Origin of the sequence: Kribbella sp. DT2 (genome assembly GCF_049844575.1) — a bacterium.
Lineage (GTDB): Bacteria > Actinomycetota > Actinomycetes > Propionibacteriales > Kribbellaceae > Kribbella.
The window spans coordinates 248,703-268,544 of the sequence record NZ_JBNCLH010000007.1 but is presented as its reverse complement, the minus strand read 5'-3'; the positions used below and the strand labels follow the sequence as shown (position 1 = coordinate 268,544).

The following is a 19,842-nucleotide window of genomic DNA, read 5'->3' as shown; positions in this document are numbered from 1 at the left end:
CCGGCCTTGCACGACGCACTCGATCTTCGCGACCTGATCCCGGACGAGGCCGAGCAACTGGCAAGCTCCGGGTACGCCGTCGGCGACCTGCACGCCCGAGCCCGCCTCGCCGCGGCGGCCGGCGACCTGACCCACCTGGCCGACATCGAGACCGCCCTCGCAGCGCTGCCCCGAGATGCCGAATGGCCGTACGAAGAGCCCGAACCGGAATCACCAGAACTCTCCGTGACTCCTGCAGGTGACGACCTGGCCGACCGCATCCGTGGCGCCTGGCTCGGGCGGTGTGTCGGCAACACGATGGGCAAACCCGTCGAAGGCCTTGGCCGCGCCGACGTACGGACCTATCTGGAAGCAGCCGGCGACTGGCCCTTGAGCGGCTTCGTCCCGTACGTCGCAACGCCGCCGCCCGGCATCACCCTGCACCCCTCGGCAGTCGAGGCGTCGGCCGGCCGGTTCGACGCCGTACCGCGTGACGACGACCTCGACTGGACGATGCTCGGGCTGCACCTGCTGGAGACGTACGGCTCCGAGCTGCGCACCGAGGACGTCGCCCGTGAGTGGCTCGACCGGATGCCGTTCACGCAGACGTACACCGCCGAGCGCGCGGCGTACCGCAACCTCGTCCACAGCCTGCACCCGCCGGACACCGCCACCACCCGCAACCCGTACCGCGAGTGGATCGGCGCCCTCATCCGCGTCGACGCCTACGGCTACGCCAACCCCGGCAACCCCACCGAAGCCGCCCGCCTGGCGCTGGTCGACGCGAGCCTGTCCCACACCGCCAACGGCCTGTACGGCGCCCAGTGGGCCGCCGCTTTGGTCGCCCAAGCTCTGGTCGTCACCACCCCAGCCGAAGCACTCGGCTCAGCCCTCGCCGTCGTCCCACCCCGCTCCCGCCTGGCCGACAGCCAACGCTGCCTCCTCGACCTCCACGAGCAGGGCGCCACCGCCGAAGAAGCCCTCGACTGGATCGACGAAACCCTCGACTACAACTGGGTCCACACCCTCAACAACGCCGCGATCATCGCCACCGCCCTGCTCTGGGGCGCCGGCGACTACGTCCGAACCCTCGCCCTGTCCGTAGGAGCCGGCCGAGACACCGACTCCACCAGCGCCACGGTCGGCAGCGTCTTCGGAGCCCTCCACGGCGTCGCCGCGATCCCGTCGGCCCTCGCAACCGCCGGCAACGGCGTAGTCCGCTCAGCCGTCCGAGGCTTCGACCGCATCACCATCGACGAACTGGCCGAGCGAACGCTGGCTCTGCACCATCCCGCCACTCTGTAGACGGCGATACGGACAACGCCCGGGTCGGCCCCCTGCGACTGGTCGGTTCCAAGGTGGCCACACCGCGCGCGGTGAAGACCGCCGCGTTGGCGAGTTTCGGGGACCTCGGACAGGCAACCGGGACCTCGGACAAGAAATAGCCTGTCCGAGGTCCCGCGATGGTGTTCAAGGTCCCGTCGGACTGTCGGCGGCGTCGGCGGACAGGCCGGTCGGCAGTCAGCGGTCAGCGGTCAGCGGTCAGCGGTCAGCGGTCAGCGGTCAGCGGTCAGCGAAGTAGACCTCTGAGGGGCGAGCCAACGGCCCAGGTGGATCAGCTGTTGGTCCACTCCAGCAGGGCGTCCAGCTCCCAGGTGTTGATGACGTTCTCCTGGTCGACGCCGCACTCCTCGGCGCGTTCGCAGCCGTAGGGCTGCCAGTCGAGCTGGCCGGGGGCGTGGGCGTCGGTGTCGATGGAGAAGAAGCAGCCGCTCTCGACGGCCAGGGTGAGGAGGCGGCGAGGTGGGTCGAGGCGTTCGGGGCGGGAGTTGATCTCGACCGCCGTACCGAACTGGCGGCAGGCCTCGAAGACGACCTCGGCGTCGAAGTCGGACTCCGGCCGGGTGCCGCGGCCACCGGTGACCAGGCGTCCGGTGCAGTGGCCGAGGATGTCGACGTGCGGATTGGCGATCGCCTTGACCATGCGCTCGGTCATCGGCTCGGACGCCATCCGCAGCTTGGAGTGCACGCTGGCGACGACGATGTCGAGGCGGGCCAGGATCTCGGTGTCGCAGTCCAGCGAGCCGTCGTCGAGGATGTCCACCTCGATGCCGTTCAGGATCTGGAACCCGTCCAGCTCGTCGGCGAGCTTCTTGTTCAGCTCGGCGACGACCTCGAGCTGCTGCAGCCGTCGTTCGCGAGACAGCCCGTTGGCGATCGTGAGCCGCGGCGAGTGGTCGGTGAGAGCGATGTAGGAGTGCCCGAGCCGCGCCGCCGTCCGCGCCATCTCCTCGATCGGACTGCCACCGTCCGACCAGTCCGAGTGCAGGTGCAGGTCCGCCTTCAACGCGGAGCGCATCGCCGTACCGTCCTCGGTCAGCGCGGCCGCACCCTGCTCCAACTTCGTCAGGTACGCCGGTACGGCGCCGTCCATCGCCTCCAGGATCACCGCCTCGGTCTTCGGCCCGATCCCCGGCAGCTCGGTCAACGTCCCCGCCCGCTTCCGCGCCCGCACCTCGGTCGCCGGCAGGGCCTCGATCGTGTCCGCCGCCCGCCGGTACGCCTTCACCCGATGCGTCGGCTGGCGGTCCCGTTCGAGGTAGTACCCAATAGCCCGCAACGCCTCAACCGCCGCCGCCACCCCAGCCTTGTCGCTCATCCCCCCATCATGGCGCCTACCACCGACCATCCACCGGCAGAACCCGTCCTCGTCCCCCGTCTTTGAGCACCACCCAGCCACAATCCGCCACCCCCGACGACTGACCGGTGCACAAGGCGAGACCTGTACGGCGACCCGCCGCGTCCCCCGACGAGCACCTCCGAGCGGGCAACGCCAGTGAGACCCCGGCGGCGCGAGGCAACGCGAGCGGCCGGACAGGCGGCGGGCCGGAGCCGCGGCGTGGACGGCGGCGCGGAGCAACGCTCCGCGGGCCGCGCGGGCGTGCGGGCGTGCGGGCGGCGGGCGTGCGGGCGGGCGGGCGTGCCGCGCAGGCGTGCGTGCCGCGGTGCGGGGGCGAGCAGATAGCACCGGTGCGCGCAGCGAGCAGCCGGGCCAGACGCGACGGCAGGGCCGGCATCAGCTGGACCGGCGCCGGACGACGCTCCCGGCCGGGCGGGCCGCCGGCGGGCGCGCCACGGCGCTGGGAGCGAGCAGGTAGCACCGGTGCGCGCGGCGAGCAGCCGGGCCAGATGCTGCGGCGGGGTCGGCATCAGCTGACCGGTGCGGGGCAACACTTCCCAGCCAGCCAGCCAGCCAGGCGTGCGGCGCGGGCGTGCCGCGGCGCGAGCAGGTAGCACCGGTGCGCGCGGCGAGCAGCCGGGCCAGATGCTGCGGCAGGGTCGGCATCAGCTGGACCGGTGCGGGGCAACGCTTCCGGGCGGCCGCCGGCCGTGCGGCGCGGGCGTGCGGGCCGCGGCGCGAGCGGGTAGCCACCGGTGCGGGCGGCGAGTGCCGGGCCAGACGTGGCGGGCAGGGCCGGCATCAGCTGGACCGGCACGGGCAACATTGCGGGCCGGTGGCGCGGACGTGCGTGCCGCGGCGCGGGGGCGAGCAGGTCGCACCGGTGCGCGCGGGGAGCAGCTGGCCCCGACGCGGCGGCAGGGCTGGCAACAGTTGGGCGGCGCGGGGCAACGAGAGAGCGGTCGGACAGGCGGTGGGTAGAAGCCGCGGTGATGGGCGGCGCGGGGCAACGCGCGGGTAGTACGGGCGGCGCGGGCCGCCGACGTGGGCATGCGTGCCGCGGCGCGAGCAGGTAGCACCGGTGCGTGCGGCCTGCAGCCGGGCCAGATGCTGCGGCAGGGTCGGCATCAGCTGACCGGTGCGGGGGCAACGCTCCGCGGGCGGCGGCGCGGCGGGCGCGCCGCGGCGCCGGCGGCGAGCAGGTAGCCACCGGTGCGTGCGGCGAGCAGCCGGCACAGACGCGGCGGCAGGGTCGGCATCAGCTGGACCGGTGCGGGGCAACGCTTCCCGGCCTCACGGCCGCCGGCCGTGAGGCACGGGCGTGCGTGCCGCGGGCGAGTAGGTAGCCACCGGCGAGCAGCGGGCCGGACGCGTCGGCAGGGCCGGCATCAGCTGACCGGTGCGGAGCAACGCGAGCGGTCGGACAGGCGGTGGGCACAGGCCGCGGCGGTAGGCGGCGCGGGGCTCCGCGGGCGGTGCGGGGCCGCCGACGTGGACGCGCGCGTCGCGGCGCGAGCAGGTAACAACGGTGCGCGCGGGGAGCAGCCGGGCCAGGCCCGGAGGCAGGGACAGCATCAGCTGGACCGGCGCGGGGCAACGCTGCAGGCGGACGGCGCGGGCAACGCTGCGGGCGGCGTGCTTGCCTCAGCGCGGGGGCTAGCAGGTAGCACGGCGCGCGGCGGGCAGGTGGGCGGGACGCAGCCGAGAGGCCGGCGCGTCAGCTGGCTGGTGCGTCGAGCGGCTCGGCGTGCGGCGGCGTAAGTCAGGCGGCGCGGGCGGCGTAAGTCAGGGCGTGGACGGGCCACGCGACGTGCGGGCCGCGGGGGCGAGCAGGCAACACGGTGCGCGGCGGGCAGCCGGGCCAGACGCGGCGGAACTGCCGGCGTCAACTGGTACGTCGGTGATGAGTGGGCGTACGTCGGGCGGCGCGCTCTGCTTCGGCTGGTGCGTTGGCGGCTTCAGCTGGTGGGTCGCCAGCTCGGGCGGCTTCAGCTGGTGGGTCGCCAGCTCGGGCGGCTTCAGCTGGTGGGCCGCCAGCTCGGGCGGCTTCAGCTGGTGGGCCGCCAGCTCGGGCGGCTTCAGCTGGTGCGTCGGCGGCTCGGGCGGGTCAGCTGGCGCGTCGGGCGGCACCGCCGGAGCGCGTGCGTACGGCGTAGGGCCCGGCGCGGGGCGACGGCTATGGTCGGGGCGTGGCGAAGGTGAGAGGCAAGGGGCACGCGGCGCGTGCTGAGCGGCTGCAGGGGGCTACCGGCGCGCTCGCCACGGCGGCTATGGCGGCGATGGATGAGGAGCTGCCGTGGTTTCGGACGCTCTCGGCGCAGGATCGGTCGTGGATCGGGCTGGTGGCGCAGTCGGGGATCACTGCGTTCGTGGACTGGTTCCGGGACCCGGAGGCGAACTCGTCGATGCCGACGCGGATGTTCGGGTCGGCGCCGCGGGAGTTCACGCGGGTGATCAGCCTGCACCAGACCGTTGAGTTGCTGCGGACAACGATCGAGATGATCGAGAACACGATCGGTGACCTGCTGCCGGAGGACGACGTACCGGCGGTGCGGGAGGCGATGCAGCGGTACGCGCGGGAGGTCGCGTTCGCGGCGGCGACCGTCTACGCGCAGGCGGCGGAGATGCGAGGGGCGTGGGACGCGCGGCTCGAAGCGCTGGTCGTCGACTCGGTGATCCGCGGCGAGGCCGACGAGTCGGTGCGGTCCCGGGCGTCGGCGCTGGGCTGGACCGGCGCGAGTGGGTCCTCAGAGGTGGCCGTCGTGGTGGGAAGGGCGCTCGAAGGAGAGTCGGGTACGGCGAACGTCGCGGACTCTGTCCGGGCGGCGGCCCGGGAGGCCGGGGCCGACGCGTTGTGCGCGATGCAGGGCGACCGGCTGGTCGTAGTACTCGGTGGTACGAGTAAACCTGTGGAGATCGTACAAAAGCTGGCCTCGTGGTTTGGACCCGGTCCGATCGTCGTCGGCCCGGTCGTCAAGGACTTGATGTCGGCTGTCACCTCGGCCCGCGCGGCGGTCGCCGGGCTCCGCGCGGCACCGGCCTGGCCGGGGGCTCCGCGACCGGTCCACGCCGACGAGCTGCTGCCCGAGCGGTCCCTGTCCGGCGACGGTCACGCCCGCCGGCAACTGGCGACCGACGTCTACGGCCCGCTCACGATGGGCGACGGAGTCCTCCTGGACACCGTCAGCGCCTACTTGGACTCCGGTGGTTCGATCGAGGCGACGGCCCGGGCGATGTTCATCCACGCCAATACCGTCCGGTACCGGCTGAAGCGTGTGGGCGAAATCACCGGCTACTCCCCGGGCAACCCCCGAGACGCTTTCACGTTGCGTGTCGCACTGACACTGGGCCGCCTGCTCAACCCGGAACCCGGATCGCACGTTTTGTAGGATCCCTACAAAGTCGGGGCAGTAGAATTCGTGCTGCTTTGTCACCCACGAACAGCCCGGCTCAGGGAGAGTTGTCACGTGCTCGTCATCGTCGCGCCCGGTCAGGGTGCCCAAGCCCCAGGTTTCCTCGAGCCGTGGCTGGAGGACCCAGTCTTCGAGAACCGGCTGCACTGGCTGTCCGCGGTCGCCGGTCTCGACCTCGCCCACTACGGCACCAAGGCCGACGCGGACACCATCCGCGACACCGCGATCGCACAGCCGCTGCTGGTCGCCTCCAGCATGCTGGCCGCGCTGGCCGTCTTCCCGCACCCCGGTGACGCGTTCCAGAAGATGGGCGCGCTGGCCGGTCACAGCGTCGGCGAGATCGCCGCGGCGGTCGGCGCCGGCGTGATCAGCGCCGAGCAGGCGATGGTCCTGGTCCGCGAGCGCGGCAAGGCGATGGCGGCGGCGTCCGCGCTGACCCCGACCTCGATGACCGCCGTACTGGGTGGTGACCGGGACGAGGTCCTGGCCAAGCTCGACCAGTACGGGCTGACCGCGGCCAACGACAACGGCCCGGGCCAGATCGTTGCCGCCGGCACCGTCGACGAGCTGGCCGCGCTGGCCGCCGACCCGCCGGCCAAGGCCCGGCTGATCCCGCTCTCGGTGGCCGGGGCCTTCCACACCAAGCACATGGAGCCGGCCGTCGAGACGCTGGCCGGCTACGCCAAGTCGATCACCACCCACGACCCCCGCGCGCGGCTGATCTCGAACCGCGACGGCCAGGTCGTGCACGACGGCCGCGACGTGCTGCAGCGGCTGGTCCAGCAGGTCAACGCGCCGGTCCGCTGGGACCTGTGCATGCAGACGATGGCCGACCTGCAGGTCACCGGCATCTTGGAGATGACCCCCGCCGGCACACTGACCGGGATCGCCCGGCGGGCGCTGAAGGGTGTCGAGACCTTCGCGCTGAAGACGCCGGACCAGCTCGACGACGCCCGCGCGTTCGTCGACAAGCACGGCAGCCCGTCGGAGATCGACGCGTCGCCGACCTGGCGGCTGCTGGTCGCGCCGATGAAGGGCACCTTCACCCGCGAGGCGCAGGTCAAGCGCGAGACCGGTGACGCGGTCGAGGCCGGCGAGGTCGTGGCGACGGTGAAGAGCCTGCGCGACGAGCTCGAGGTGCGCGCGCCGCACGGCGGCATCGTCGTGGAGTGGCTGGTCGAGGAGGGCGACCCCGTCGCCCCCGGGCAGCCGCTCGTGCGGCTGCACCCGAGCGGAGGAAACTGACATGACCGGTTCGATCGCGACCGTCCAGGGTGCCGAGCACACCGCCGTCCTGGGCATGGGCGCCTACCGTCCGCGGACGGTCGTGCCGAACTCGGTGATCCTCGAGCAGATCGACTCCAGCGACGAGTGGATCCGGACCCGGTCCGGGATCCGCGAGCGGCGCTGGGCCGAGCCCGACGAGACCGTGCTGATGATGTCGGTCGAGGCCGCCAAGGAGGCGCTGCGCGACTCCGGCATCGACCCGGCCCAGATCGGCTGCGTGGTCGTTGCCACCGTCACCCACCTGTACCAGACGCCCGCGATCGCGACCCAGATCGCGGTCGGGGTCGGTGCGCCGACGGCGGCCGCGTTCGACATCTCGGCCGCCTGCGCCGGCTTCTGCTACGGCGTCGCGATGGCCAGCGACCTGGTCCGCGGCGGCAGCGCGAAGTACGTGCTCGCGATCGGCGTCGAGCGGCTCAGCGACATCACCGACCGGACCGACCGCAGTACGGCGTTCATCTTCGCCGACGGCGCCGGCGCGGCCGTGGTCGGCCCGTCCGACGAGCCGGGCATCGGCCCGGTGGTCTGGGGCTCCGACGGCACGCAGCACGAGCTGATCAGCCAGAAGGAGTCCTGGCAGGAGGCGGCCGGCAGCTACAACTGGCCGAACCTGAAGATGGACGGCAACCCGGTCTTCCGCTGGGCGGCGTTCGAGATGGCCAAGGCCGCGCAGCAGGCGCTCGACGTGGCCGGCGTGACCGCCGACGACCTCGACCTGTTCGTGCCGCACCAGGCGAACATGCGGATCACCGACGCGATGCACCGCACCCTCAAGCTGCCCGACCACGTCAAGGTCGCCCGCGACATCGAGCGGCAGGGCAACACGTCGGCCGCGTCGATCCCGCTCGCGATCAGTGCGATGCGGGAGAGTGGCGAGGCCAAGAGCGGCGACCTCGCGCTCGTGATCGGGTTCGGGGCCGGACTGGTGTACGCCGGTCAGGTCATCCGCATCCCGTAGTACCAACCCCTCAGATGTCCGGGGCCCTGCCCCGGCGTACCAGAGCAGTAGAACTCCGAAAGGGAAACCACACAGATGGCCAGCACCGAAGAGATCCGCAGCAACCTCGCCGAGATCGTCAACGAGATCGCGGGGATCCCGGTCGAGGACGTCCAGCTGGACAAGTCCTTCACCGACGACCTCGACGTCGACTCGCTCTCCATGGTGGAGGTCGTGGTGGCCGCCGAGGAGAAGTTCAGCGTGAAGATCCCCGACGACGAGGTCAAGAACCTGAAGACCGTCGGCGACGCGGTCGCGTTCATCGAGCGCGCCCAGAACGGCTGACCGAGCCGATCGTGCTGGCAGCGGTTGCTCACCGGGCCTGAGGGCCCGGTGAGCACGCCGCCGGTACGCCGTACCAGCAGTACCCCCATCGCACCAGTTCTCTCGCCGAAGGATGAGGTAACCATGTCGAAGACCCGAGTCGTGATCACCGGGCTCGGAGCGACGACCCCGGTCGGGGGCGACGTCGCCAGTACCTGGGAAGGCCTGCTGGCCGGCCGGTCCGGCGCCAAGCTGCTGACCGCCGACTGGGTCGAGGAACTGCCGGTGAAGATCGCGGCGCCCGCCGCGGTCGAGCCGACCGAGATCATCGAGCGGGTCAAGGCCCGCCGCCTGGACCGCAACGCGCAGTTCGCCGTGGTCGCCGCCCGCGAGGCCTGGGCCGACTCCGGCCTGGCCGACGTCGAGCTGGACAAGACCCGCCTGGGCGTCGCGATCGCCACCGGCATCGGCGGCCTGCTCACCACGCTGACCAACTACGACGCGCTGCGCAACGGCCCGCGCCGGGTCTCGCCGCTGGCGATCCCGATGCTGATGCCGAACTCCGCGGCCGCGAACGTCGGCCTCGAGCTCGGCGCGCTGGCCGGTGTCCAGACCCCGGTCTCGGCGTGCGCCTCCAGCAACGAGGCGATCTCGCTGGCCGCCGACCAGATCCGGCTCGGCCGTGCCGACATCGTCGTCGCCGGTGGCGCCGAGGGGTCGATCGCCGGGCTGCCGCTGGCCGCGTTCGGCCAGATGATGGCGCTCAGCAAGCGCAACGACGACCCGGAGCGCGCGTCGCGTCCGTGGGACGTCGACCGCGACGGCTTCCTGCTCGGTGAGGGCGCGGGCGTCCTGGTCCTGGAGACCTACGAGCACGCGGTCGCCCGTGGCGCGAAGATCTACGCCGAGTTCGCGGGCGCCGGCATCACCGCCGACGGCCACGACATCGTGCAGCCCGACCCGACCGGTTCCGGTGCCGAGCGCGCGATGCTGCAGGCGCTGCGCGAGGGCGACCTGGCCGCCGGCGACATCGTGCACATCAACGCACACGCCACCTCCACGCCGACTGGTGACGTCGCCGAGGCGATCGCGATCCGCAAGGCCCTGGGCAGCGCCGCCGACCACGCGATCGCCACCGCGCCGAAGTCGATGGTCGGTCACCTGCTGGGTGCGGCCGGAGCGGTCGAGTCGATCGCCACGGTGCTCGCCCTGCACCACCGCGTCGTCCCGCCGACGATCAACGTGGACAAGGTGGACGACGGCGTCGACCTCGACATCGCCACCGAGCAGCGCAAGCTGCCCGACGGTGACATCGCGGCGCTGAACAACTCGTTCGGCTTCGGCGGGCACAACGTCGCCTTGGCGTTCAAGTCGGTCTGACTGTGCTTTTTGCCGCGCCTCCGGCACGGCGGGTCATGGGGCTTGATCTCCCGGTCTTCCCTCGTCGTTCAGTCGCTTCGCTCCTTCTCTCCTCAGTCCAGACCGGGAGGCCCCATGACCTTTGTGGTGCTCCTCAATTAGGCCGGGAGGCCCCATGACCACCAGCGCTCCGAATCGGCCGGCCAAGCTCCCGCGTGAGCAGGACCCCCGCAACCCCTTCACCCGGTTGACGAACCTGCTCGACGACGGCTCGCTGGAGCTGATCACGCCCGACGACCTGTCCGGCATGCTCGCCGTCCGCGGCACGATCGCCGGCGCACCCGTCGTCGCCTTCTGCTCCGACGCGACCGTGATGGGCGGGGCGATGGGCGACGAGGGCTGCGAGGTCGTCTGTACGGCGTACGAGGTGGCCCGCCGCGAGGAGCTGCCGATCATCGGCCTGTGGCACTCCGGCGGCGCCCGGCTGGCCGAGGGCGTGCTCAGCCTGCACGCGGTCGGCAAGATCTTCTACGCGATGACGCAGGCCTCGGGCAAGATCCCGCAGATCTCCGTCGTGCTCGGCCCGGCCGCGGGCGGTGCGGCGTACGGGCCGGCCCTGACCGACGTGGTGATCCTCGGGCCGGAGGGGCGGATCTTCGTCACCGGTCCGGACGTCGTCCGCTCGGTCACCGGCGAGGACGTCGACATGCTGCGCCTCGGTGGTCCCGAGCCGCACGGCCGGCGCTCCGGCGTCGTCCACATCACCACCGACACCGAGGCCGACGCGCTCGACAAGGCGCGTCAGCTGGCCGACCTGTTCGCGAACCAGGGCGAGGTTTCCGGCGACGTCTCCGACACCGACCTGTCCGGCCTGCTGCCGGAGTCGGCCAAGCGCGCCTACGACGTGCACCCGTTGGTCGGCGGCGTGCTCGACGACGAGTCGGGCGTCGAGCTGCACCAGCGCTGGGCGCCGAACATCGTCACCACGCTCGGCCGCCTCGGCGGGCGCACGGTCGGCGTGATCGCGAACAACCCGCTGCGCCTCGGCGGCTGCCTGGACGCGCTGTCGGCGGAGAAGGCGTCGCGGTTCGTGCGGATGTGCGACGCGTTCGGCGTGCCGATGGTGGTGCTGGTCGACGTACCGGGCTATCTGCCGGGTGTCGGGCAGGAGTGGGACGGTGTCGTACGACGGGGAGCCAAGCTGCTGCACGCCTTCGCCGAGGCGGTCGTGCCACGGGTCACGCTGGTGACGCGCAAGACGTACGGCGGCGCGTACATCGCGATGAACGCGCGCTCGCTCGGGGCGACCCGGGTGTTCGCGTGGCCGCGGGCCGAGGTCGCGGTGATGGGCGCGGTGGCCGCGATCCGGATCCTGCACCGGCGCAAGCTCGCCGACGTGGCGCCGGAGCTGCGCGCGCAGGTCGAGGCCGAGCTGGCCGCGGAGCACGAGAAGATCGCCGGCGGGATCGAGCGGGCGCGGGAGATCGGGGTCGTGGACGAGGTCGTCGAGCCGGCCAAGACGCGGTCGGCGCTGGCGGCCGCGATCGCGACGGCCGAGGAGAGCGGCAAGGTCCGCGGACGGCACGGAAACATTCCTCTGTAGTCCTTGTGGACAAGGAAAAGGGCGCGAACCCGGCGGGGGTTCGCGCCCTTTCCACGTGGTGCGGCCGCTGTTGGTGACAACCGGGGGTGTCCCGACACCCGGTGGCCCAGCGGCCACGGCCTGGTCCCCGGATGATCCGGGGAAGCTGTGGGTTTCCAGCATCCTCGACAATCGGCCGAAAAGCTCCTGCCTTCACTGCTTTCTTCAGAACTTCTCAGGTTTGCTGTCGAGCGGTTGATTCAATGCCTACACAACCTGGTGCAGCCAGCGAACGGGAGCACCGTCACCCGCGTAGCGAAACGGTTCGAGCTCGTCGTCCCACGGCCTTCCCAGCAACCGTTCGACTTCCTCCGTCAGGTCGGCCTCACCGCTGGCGGCCTTGAGCATCGCTGCCTTCAGCCGGTCCTCGGGCACCATGATGTCGCCGTGCACCCCGGTGGTCGCGTGGAACACCCCGAGCGCCGGGGTGAACGAGTACCGCTCGCCTTCGACGCCGTTGCTGGGCTCCTCGGTGACCTCGAAGCGCAGCTTCTGCCATCCGCGCAACGCGGACGCCAGCTTGGCCGCCGTACCGGCTTCCGCCTGCCACGACAGCTCGGCCCGGTACTGACCCTGGGCCGCAGGCTGCGGGGTCCAGTCCAGTTTCACGGGCACGCCAAGGATGCCGCCCGCTGCCCACTCGACATGCGGGCACAGCGCTGACGGCACCGTGTGGACGTACAGAACGCCACGAGTCGTCGCCACCAGGGCCTCCTTATGTGCTCGAGCTGCGCCTTCCCCAGCGTTCTCGATCACGGCCAGACGGTCCTGACGGCGAGACCCATCTTGCACCACAGATCCCTTTGACACCAGCTACCTCGCCGTGTCAACTACATCACCGTCGTGTCGCGATCCGGCACCGGCCAGTCCGAAAGGCTCAGCTCGACGCGCGCACCACCAGTCGCGTCGGCAGGATCAGTGGACTAGGTTGCTCCCCCGCCAGCAGCGCGAGCAGCATCCGGGCCATCTCCCGGCCGAGCGCCTGGATCGGCTGGTGCACGGTGGTCAGCGGCGGAACCGTGTGCCGGGCGCCGGAGATGTCGTTGAAGCCCACCACCCCGACGTCGTCCGGTACCGACTTCCCAGCCTCGCGCAGGACCCGCAGCGCACCGACCGCCATCTGGTCCGAGGCGACGAACACCCCGTCCAGGTCCGGCCAGCGACTCAGCAGCTCGACCATCGCCTTCGCCCCACCGTCCTCGGCGAACTCGCCGTGCGCGGCCCGGCTCGCCTCCAGCCCGGCGATCGCCAGCGCGTCCTGGAACCCCTGGTGCCGCGCCGTACCGGCTCCTTCGTCGAGGCGTCCGGTGATCGTCGCGATCCTCGTGCGGCCCCCAGCGATCAGGTGCTCGGTCGCGGCGCGCGCACCACCACGGTTGTCCGCATCCACGTAGTACGACGGCTCGAAGCCGAGCGGCCGCCCACCGAACACCACCGGTACGTCGGCCTGCTGCGCGAGCGCGGCCAGCGGGTCGTTCTCGTGCAAGGACATCAGCATCACGCCGTCCGCCTGACGGGTCCGCAGCAGCTGCTCCAGCCGGGCCTGGCCGCGCCGGGACGTCGCCAGCGACAGGACCAGCTCGAGATCGGTCTCCTCCAGCACCGACGAGATCCCGACCACCACCTCGGCGAAGAACGGGTCGGCGAACAGCGCCGGGTCCTCCCCCGAGATCGCCAGCACGACCGAACCGGCCTGTTGCGTGGCCAAGGCGCGCGCTGTTGCGTTCGGCACGTATCCGAGCGCGTCGACGGCCCGCTGCACCGCCTCCCGCTTGGCCCGGCTGACGTGCGGGGCGTTGTTGATCACCCGCGACGCGGCCGACCGCGAGACTCCCGCCCGCTCGGCCACCTCGTCGAGCGTCACCTGCCGCTTCGGCATCCCGCTCCTTCTGTGGTGAATGAATAGAGGTTAGTTCAGGAACGGACGGCGCCGTCCATGATCCCGCTGACGATCTGCCGGCCGAACAGGACGAACACGACGGCCAGCGGCACGGTCGCGATCAACGTGCCGGAGAACATCAGCGTGTAGTCGGTGTAGTACTGCGTGGCCAACTGGCTGAGCGAGAACTGGACGGTCGGGTTGTCGGCCTCGAGGATCGCCAGCGGCCAGAGGAACTCGTTCCAGGTGCTCATGAACGTGAACAGTCCCAGTACGGCGGCGCCCGGCCGCAGCGCGGGTGACACCACGCGGACGAACAGGCCGAACGTGCTGCACCCGTCGAGCCGCGCGGCCTCGATCAGCTCGTCGGGAACCGCGCGTTCGGCGTACTGGCGCATCAGGAAGACACCGAAGGCCGACACCAGGAACGGCACGATGACGGCCTGCAGCTGGTTCTGCCAGCCGAGCTTCACCATCACCATGTAGAGCGGTACGATGCCCATCTGGACCGGGACCATCATGGTCGCCAGGACGACGAGCAGCAGGGCGTTGCGGCCGCGGAAGCGCAGCTTGGCGAAGGCGAAGCCGGCCAGCGACGAGAAGAACACCACCGACACCGTGACCGCGATGGATGCAACCATCGAGTTCACCAGACCGAGCGCGAAGTGCGCGTCCTCGGCGCCGAACAGGCGAGCGACGTTGGCGCCGAGATTGCCGCCGGGGACCAGCGGTGGTGGCAGCTGGCCGATCACGTCGTTCGACCGGGTGGCGACGACGAACAGCCAGTACAGCGGGAAGACCGACAGCACGAGACTGACCAGCAGGGTCAGGTAGACCAGGGTATTGCCGCGGGTTCTCATCAGGTGCCACCTTTCAGCCGGCGGGCGATCAGGGCGTTGGCGACGCCGGCCAACACGGTGAGCAGGAAGATCATCCAGGCGATCGCCGACCCGTAGCCGTAGTCGAAGTTCTGGAAGCTCTGCTCGAACATGTACATCGCAACGGTCTGGAACTGGCGCAGGCTGCCGCCGGAGATGTCGCCCTGGCCGAACAGCAGCGGCTCGGTGAACAACTGCATGCCGCCGATCGTCGACATCACCACGGTGAAGATCAGCGCCGGCCGGATCAGCGGCACGGTGATCGAGCGGAACTGCCGGACCGCGCCGGCACCGTCCAGCTGCGCCGCCTCGTACAGGTCGCGGGAAATCGCCTGGATCGCGGCGAGGTAGATCAGTGCGTTGTAGCCGGTCCACCGCCAGTTGACCATGCTGGCCACCGCGATCCACGACGCTCCCTTGCTCGCCTGCCAGTCGATCGGGCCGATGTCGATCAGCCCGAGCACCCCGTTGACCAGGCCGGCGTCGCGTCCGTACAGCTGTCCGAACACGATGGCCACGGCCGCCACCGACGTGACGATCGGGGCCAGGACGCCGAGCCGGAACAGCATCAGCGCGCGGATCGGGCGGTTCAGCAGCCCGGCGATGATCAGCGCGAAGCACAGCTGCGGGACCGTCGACAGGAGGAACAGTCCGAGCGTGTTCAGCATCGAGTTCCAGAAGTCGGGATCGGTGAGCAGGCGCTGGTAGTTCGCCGTACCGACGAAGCCCGCGTCGCCGGTCAGGTCCCAGGAGCGCAACGAGACCCACGCGGTGTAGACGAGCGGGAAGAACCCGAAGACGGTGAAGAGCAGGAAGAACGGCGCGATGAAGAAGTACGGCGCGCCGTGCAGGTCCAGGCGGCTGCGGTTCACTTGCCGACGGCCCGCTCTGCGTCGTTCATCGCCTTCGTCCACGCCTGGTCGGGACCGAGCTTGCCCTGCTCGATCGCGGTCAGCGCGTCACCGATGCCGTCGCCGACGACCTGGTTGTCCGGGCCGAGGTAGACCGGCTTCAGGCTCTTGGCGGACTGGCCGAAGATCTTGCCGACCGGCGCGTTGCTGAAGTACTCGTTCACCGCGCTCGCCACGGCCGGGTCGTCGATCGCCTGCGGGGAGGACGGGAAGTTGTTCTTCGCCGTGAACGCCGCGGTCTGCCCCTGCGGGCTGGTCAGGAACTTCGCCAGCTCGGCGGCCTCCTTCGGGTGCTTGCTCTGCGCCGGTACGGCGAGGAACGACCCACCGCGGACCGCGCCCTGACCCGGCACCCGCGCCACGTCCCACTTGCCGGCGTTCTCCGGGCCGGCCTGGTCCTTGATCTGGCCGAGCATCCAGGCCGGGCACGGGATGGTCGCGAAGCTGCCCTGCTTGAAGCCGGCGTTCCACTGCGGGCTCCACATCTGCAGCTTGCCCGACAGGCCGGCGCCGATCATCGCGACGGTCTGGTCCCAAGCCGAGCGGACGCCGGGGTTGGTGGCGGCGATCAGCTTGTTCTCGCGGTCGAAGTAGGTCTGGTCGCCCTGCTGCATCAGGATGTTCTGGTAGACCGTGCCCGCGGTGTCGAAGAAGGTCGCGCCGGTGTTCGCCTGGGCGAACTTCTTGCCGGTGGCAAGGTAACCGTCCCAGGTCGGCCAGAGCGCGCCGACCTTCGCGCGGTCGGTCGGCAGTCCGGCCTTGGCGAACAGGTCCGTGCGGTAACACATGCCCTGGGCCCCGATGTCGGTGCCGAGGCCGATCAGCGTGCCGCCGTCGGGCGTGAGGGCCTGCTGCCACTTCCAGTCCAGGAAGTTGCCCTTCAACGAGGCGGCGCCGTGGTCGAGCAGGTTGACGAACTGGTCGGGCTTGGCCATCAGCTTGATCAGGATGCCCTCCTCCAGCGCGACGACGTCGCCGGCACCGCTGCCCGCGGTCAGCCACTGCTGCAGCTTGGGCGTGTAGTCGGCCAGTTTGGCGATGTTGTCCTGCTTGACCTTGACGCCCGGGTGGGACGCCTCGTACTGCGCGACCAGGTCGTCGTAGCCGAACTGACCGAAGGTCTTCACGGTCAGCGTGATCGTGCCGTCGGCCGCTTGGTCGTCGCCTCCACCTCCGCCACAGCCGGCCAGGAGCAGGGTGGTCGCCGCCGCTACGGCAAGCGCTTTCCTCGTCGTCGTACGCATCGGGCTCTCCTTCGGGGGATTTTGGGAGAAACTGGTAGCGCTCCCAGCCGGACCTTAGAGCAGTTTGCGCCGAAGGTGAAGTCTTGACAGCCAACCAGCGGCTGGGCACCATGCAGGAAATTGAAAGCGCTCCCAGCCCCAAAACCCCCGGAGGCAGCGCCATGTCCACGCTCCGATGGCGGTCCGGCCTTGTGCTGACCGCTCTGGTCTTCTCCTTCGTCAGTCCACCCGTCGCGCAGGCCGCGGACCCCGAGTACGAGCGGATTCTGAACGGGACCTTCGACACCGACAGCAAGAGTCCGTGGTGGAGCAGCGGCAGTACGCCGTCCGCCGTCGAGGGCGGCCGGCTGTGTGCGCAGGTCCCGGCCGGAACGGTCAACGTGTGGGACTCGATGATCGGGCAGGACGACATCCCGGTGGAGGCGGGGCAGCCGTACCGGCTGCGGGTGACCGCCTCCGCCAGTCGTGCGGTCGAGATCCGTGCGGTGGTGCAGCTGGCGGGAGCGCCGCGGACGACGGTGCTCAACAAACCGGTGGCCGTGGGAACCACACCGAAGACCTTCGAGTTCACCGCGACGTCGACGGTGACCAACGACCACGCGCAGGTCAGCTTCCAGGCCGGCGGTGCCGGTGCGGCGTTCACGCTGTGCCTGGACGAGATCTCACTGGTCGGAGGTGTCGTGCCACCTGGTGGGGTACGGGACTTCGGCTCGCCGGTGCGCGTCAACCAGCTGGGCTACCTGGGCAACGGTCCGCGGCGGGCGACGTACGTGACGGATGCCCTGGACCCGCAAGAGTGGCGGTTGCTCGACGCCGCGCAGCGCGTGGTCAGCTCGGGGCGGACGACGCCGTACGGGCTGGACGCGGCGGCCGGGACTCGGGTGCAGACGATCGACTTCGACCGGTATCGCGGTTCGGGACAGGGCTATCGGCTTGCCGTTGGCAACGAGTTGAGCGAGCCCTTCGACATCGGCAACGGTCTCTACCAGCCGCTGCGCCGGGACTCGCTCGCGTACTTCTACAACAACCGCAGCGGGATCCCGATCGAGGCCCAGTACGTCGGTGAGGACTACGCGCGCCCGGCCGGCCACGTCGGTGTCCTGCCCAACCGCGGCGACACCTCGGTGCCTTGTCTGCCGGGGACATGCGGCTACATTCTCGACGTACGAGGTGGTTGGTACGACGCGGGTGATCATGGCAAGTACGTCGTGAACGGCGCCCTGGCGGCGTGGCAACTGCTGGACCTGTACGAGCGGTCGGCGCAGCATCTCGATCGTGGAGTCGCGGACAGGACGCTGCGGATCCCGGAGGCGGGCAACGGGGATCCCGACGTACTGGACGAGGCGCGGTGGGAGATCGACTTCCTGCTGCGGATGCAGGTGCCGGCCGGGCAGCCGTTGGCCGGGATGGTGCATCACAAGATCCACGACGTCGCGTGGACGGGACTGCCGTTGCTGCCGTCGGCGGATCCGCAGCAGCGGTATCTCTACCCGCCGTCGACCGCCGCGACGCTGAACGTGGCGGCTGTCGGGGCTCGGTGCGCTCGGATCTATGCCGTGTGGGACAAGGCGCTCGCGACTCGGTGTCTGAGCGCGGCGGAGAAGGCGTGGAAGGCGGCTTCTGCGCATCCATCGATCTATGCGCCCGACGGTGGGGTCGGGGGTGGGGCGTACGACGACACGAAGGTGAGCGACGAGTTCTCCTGGGCCGCGGCCGAGCTGTTCGTCACCACCGGCAAGGCGTCGTACCGGCGTTCCATCACCACCCAGCTCAAGGCCGCCGACGGGTTCTCGTGGCAGGAGACCGGTGGGCTGGCCGATCTCGCGCTCGCACGGGCGCCGTGGCGGTTGCCGCTGCTCGACCAGTGGAAGCTGCGGCAGCGGATCGCTTCGGTGGCCGACACGTACGTCGCTGCTACTCGCGGGCAGGGCTATGCAAACCCCTATCTCCCAGCGGACGGCAAGTACGTCTGGGGGTCGAACAGCGCCGTCGCCAACAGCGCGATGATTCTGGCCGTCGCGTACGACCTGACCTGGAAGAGTTCCTACCGCTCGGCGGCGCTCGAGTCGCTCGACTACCTGCTGGGGCGGAACGCGATCAACCAGTCGTACGTCACCGGGTACGGCGAACGCGCCAGCCGGAACCAGCACCACCGCTTCTGGGCCAAGTCCCTCGATCCGGCGCTGCCGTCGCCGTACCCCGGTTCCCTTGCCGGCGGCCCCAACTCGGGTCTCCAGGACCCGGTGGCCCAACGCAACCTCCAGGGCTGCGCTCCGGCGACCTGCTACACCGACAACATCGGCTCGTACTCCACCAACGAGGTGGCGGTGAACTGGAACTCGGCGCTGGCGTGGATCACGGCGTTCGCCGATTCAGAGAGCAGGTCTCTGGGGAGCTCCAAGGTTCTTGCCAGTCCCGTCGATCTCACCAGTGGGTTCTACGTCGATCCGAACTCCACGCCCAAGACCTGGGTGAACTCGCACGGGTCGGACTCCCGGGCGGCGTCGATCAACAGCGGCATCGCGAGCAAGCCGATGGCTCGGTGGTTCGGGAATCCGCCGTCCGGCACCACCATCGGCGCGATGGTCGGTAGCTTCGTCGGAGCGGCGGACAACGCGGACAAGTTGCCGGTGCTCGTCGCCTACAACCTGCCGGGGCGCGACGCCTGCGGCGGGCACTCGGGCGGCGGCGCGGGCTCGCCTGCGGCGTACCGGACCTGGGTCTCGGCGTTCGCCGACTCGATCGGCACCCGGCCCGCGGTGGTGATCGTCGAGCCGGACGCGCTCGGTGACTTCGAGTGCATGACCGCCGCGCAGATCACCGAGCGGAACGGGATGCTGTCGTTCGCGCTGCAGCAGTTCCGCGACAAGGCGCCGAACACGTGGGCCTACCTGGACGCCGGCAACGCCGGGTGGGTGCCCGCGGCAACCATGGCCCAGCGCCTGGCGGGCGCCGGGGTCGGCGCCGCGCGAGGTTTCGCCGTCAACGTCTCGAACTACTACACGACGTCGGCGTCCACGACGTACGCGAACAACGTCCGCGCCGCCATGCCGGCCCCGAAGCCGTTCGTCGTCGACACCAGCCGCAACGGCAACGGCTCCAACGGCAACTGGTGCAACCCCGCCGGCCGCAAGCTCGGCACGCCGACCCAGCTGGGCGGCGGCGCCGAGATGCTGCTCTGGATCAAGGTCCCCGGCAACTCCGACGGCCCCTGCGGAACAGCACCCAGCACCCCGGCAGGCCAGTTCAACCCCGACCTCGCCACCCGCCTGATCAACGGCACCTGATCGCCGAGCGGGGACCTCGGAC

At 70.6% G+C, this 19,842-nt stretch carries 15 protein-coding genes; 8 read left to right on the top strand and 7 right to left on the bottom strand.

What is annotated here, in order from left to right:
• Positions 1 to 6 precede the first annotated feature (6 nt).
• Positions 7 to 1,284, top strand: coding sequence for an ADP-ribosylglycohydrolase family protein (locus ACLQ2O_RS28775; protein ID WP_425837186.1), 1,278 nt, complete (start codon positions 7 to 9; stop codon positions 1,282 to 1,284).
• A gap of 310 nt (positions 1,285 to 1,594) precedes the next feature.
• Here the strand turns inward: ACLQ2O_RS28775 and ACLQ2O_RS28770 are convergent, their stop codons facing one another.
• Positions 1,595 to 2,638: a PHP domain-containing protein gene (locus tag ACLQ2O_RS28770; protein WP_425837183.1), complete on the bottom strand. Its 1,044-nt coding sequence runs from the start codon at positions 2,636 to 2,638 to the stop codon at positions 1,595 to 1,597.
• 1,806 nt (positions 2,639 to 4,444) lie between these two features.
• Positions 4,445 to 4,789, bottom strand: coding sequence for a hypothetical protein (locus ACLQ2O_RS28765; RefSeq protein WP_425837180.1), 345 nt, complete (start codon positions 4,787 to 4,789; stop codon positions 4,445 to 4,447).
• Positions 4,790 to 4,848: 59 nt separating this feature from the next.
• On the opposite strand from ACLQ2O_RS28765, the gene ACLQ2O_RS28760 reads away from it, so the two are divergent.
• The 6 genes from ACLQ2O_RS28760 to ACLQ2O_RS28735 all read left to right on the top strand — a co-directional run bounded on the left by ACLQ2O_RS28760 (position 4,849) and on the right by ACLQ2O_RS28735 (position 11,582).
• Positions 4,849 to 6,048, top strand: a complete 1,200-nt coding sequence (locus tag ACLQ2O_RS28760; RefSeq protein ID WP_425837177.1) for a PucR family transcriptional regulator — start codon at positions 4,849 to 4,851, stop codon at positions 6,046 to 6,048.
• A 78-nt stretch (positions 6,049 to 6,126) separates the two neighbouring features.
• Positions 6,127 to 7,317: an acyltransferase domain-containing protein gene (locus ACLQ2O_RS28755; RefSeq protein ID WP_425837174.1), complete on the top strand. Its 1,191-nt coding sequence runs from the start codon at positions 6,127 to 6,129 to the stop codon at positions 7,315 to 7,317.
• Position 7,318: 1 nt separating this feature from the next.
• Positions 7,319 to 8,317, top strand: a complete 999-nt coding sequence (locus ACLQ2O_RS28750; protein WP_425837171.1) for a beta-ketoacyl-ACP synthase III — start codon at positions 7,319 to 7,321, stop codon at positions 8,315 to 8,317.
• A 75-nt stretch (positions 8,318 to 8,392) separates the two neighbouring features.
• Complete coding sequence (locus ACLQ2O_RS28745) at positions 8,393 to 8,641, top strand: acyl carrier protein (RefSeq protein ID WP_077017127.1); 249 nt, start codon at positions 8,393 to 8,395, stop codon at positions 8,639 to 8,641.
• 123 nt (positions 8,642 to 8,764) lie between these two features.
• On the top strand, positions 8,765 to 10,000 hold the full coding sequence (locus tag ACLQ2O_RS28740) for a beta-ketoacyl-[acyl-carrier-protein] synthase family protein (protein WP_425837167.1): 1,236 nt from the start codon (positions 8,765 to 8,767) through the stop codon (positions 9,998 to 10,000).
• Between the two features lie 154 nt (positions 10,001 to 10,154).
• The gene (locus tag ACLQ2O_RS28735; protein ID WP_425837164.1) at positions 10,155 to 11,582 is read left to right on the top strand and encodes an acyl-CoA carboxylase subunit beta; all 1,428 of its coding nucleotides are present in this window, start codon (positions 10,155 to 10,157) and stop codon (positions 11,580 to 11,582) included.
• Positions 11,583 to 11,828: 246 nt separating this feature from the next.
• Here ACLQ2O_RS28735 and ACLQ2O_RS28730 read toward each other — a convergent pair whose 3' ends face one another.
• The 5 genes from ACLQ2O_RS28730 to ACLQ2O_RS28710 form a co-directional block, all read right to left on the bottom strand.
• Positions 11,829 to 12,326, bottom strand: coding sequence for a DUF3145 family protein (locus ACLQ2O_RS28730; protein WP_184793743.1), 498 nt, complete (start codon positions 12,324 to 12,326; stop codon positions 11,829 to 11,831).
• Between the two features lie 172 nt (positions 12,327 to 12,498).
• Entirely contained in the window at positions 12,499 to 13,500 is a 1,002-nt protein-coding gene (locus ACLQ2O_RS28725) for a LacI family DNA-binding transcriptional regulator (RefSeq protein ID WP_425837160.1), read from the bottom strand.
• Positions 13,501 to 13,535: 35 nt separating this feature from the next.
• Positions 13,536 to 14,360: a carbohydrate ABC transporter permease gene (locus tag ACLQ2O_RS28720; RefSeq protein ID WP_425837157.1), complete on the bottom strand. Its 825-nt coding sequence runs from the start codon at positions 14,358 to 14,360 to the stop codon at positions 13,536 to 13,538.
• Positions 14,360 to 15,250 carry a carbohydrate ABC transporter permease gene (locus ACLQ2O_RS28715; protein ID WP_425837154.1) on the bottom strand — a complete coding sequence of 297 codons (891 nt, stop codon included), beginning with the start codon at positions 15,248 to 15,250 and terminating at the stop codon, positions 14,360 to 14,362. Before ACLQ2O_RS28715 ends, ACLQ2O_RS28720 begins: the two co-directional genes overlap by 1 nt.
• Positions 15,247 to 16,533: an extracellular solute-binding protein gene (locus ACLQ2O_RS28710; RefSeq protein ID WP_425837151.1), complete on the bottom strand. Its 1,287-nt coding sequence runs from the start codon at positions 16,531 to 16,533 to the stop codon at positions 15,247 to 15,249. The genes ACLQ2O_RS28715 and ACLQ2O_RS28710 overlap by 4 nt, the downstream gene beginning before the upstream one ends.
• A gap of 161 nt (positions 16,534 to 16,694) precedes the next feature.
• On the opposite strand from ACLQ2O_RS28710, the gene ACLQ2O_RS28705 reads away from it, so the two are divergent.
• Positions 16,695 to 19,820 (top strand): glycoside hydrolase family 9 protein, encoded by a 3,126-nt coding sequence (locus ACLQ2O_RS28705; RefSeq protein ID WP_425837148.1) that lies wholly within the window; start codon positions 16,695 to 16,697, stop codon positions 19,818 to 19,820.
• The last annotated feature ends 22 nt before the right edge of the window (positions 19,821 to 19,842 follow it).

Bases quoted from the DNA above. Each gene is read 5' to 3' on its own strand.
- ACLQ2O_RS28770 (WP_425837183.1), bottom strand. From the start codon at position 2,638: ATGAGCGACAAGGCTGGGGTGGCGGCGGCGGTTGAGGCGTTGCGGGCT.
- ACLQ2O_RS28750 (WP_425837171.1), top strand. From the start codon at position 7,319: ATGACCGGTTCGATCGCGACCGTCCAGGGTGCCGAGCACACCGCCGTC.
- ACLQ2O_RS28745 (WP_077017127.1), top strand. From the start codon at position 8,393: ATGGCCAGCACCGAAGAGATCCGCAGCAACCTCGCCGAGATCGTCAAC.
- ACLQ2O_RS28740 (WP_425837167.1), top strand. From the start codon at position 8,765: ATGTCGAAGACCCGAGTCGTGATCACCGGGCTCGGAGCGACGACCCCG.
- ACLQ2O_RS28735 (WP_425837164.1), top strand. From the start codon at position 10,155: ATGACCACCAGCGCTCCGAATCGGCCGGCCAAGCTCCCGCGTGAGCAG.
- ACLQ2O_RS28725 (WP_425837160.1), bottom strand. From the start codon at position 13,500: ATGCCGAAGCGGCAGGTGACGCTCGACGAGGTGGCCGAGCGGGCGGGA.
- ACLQ2O_RS28720 (WP_425837157.1), bottom strand. From the start codon at position 14,360: ATGAGAACCCGCGGCAATACCCTGGTCTACCTGACCCTGCTGGTCAGT.
- ACLQ2O_RS28710 (WP_425837151.1), bottom strand. From the start codon at position 16,533: ATGCGTACGACGACGAGGAAAGCGCTTGCCGTAGCGGCGGCGACCACC.
- ACLQ2O_RS28705 (WP_425837148.1), top strand. From the start codon at position 16,695: ATGTCCACGCTCCGATGGCGGTCCGGCCTTGTGCTGACCGCTCTGGTC.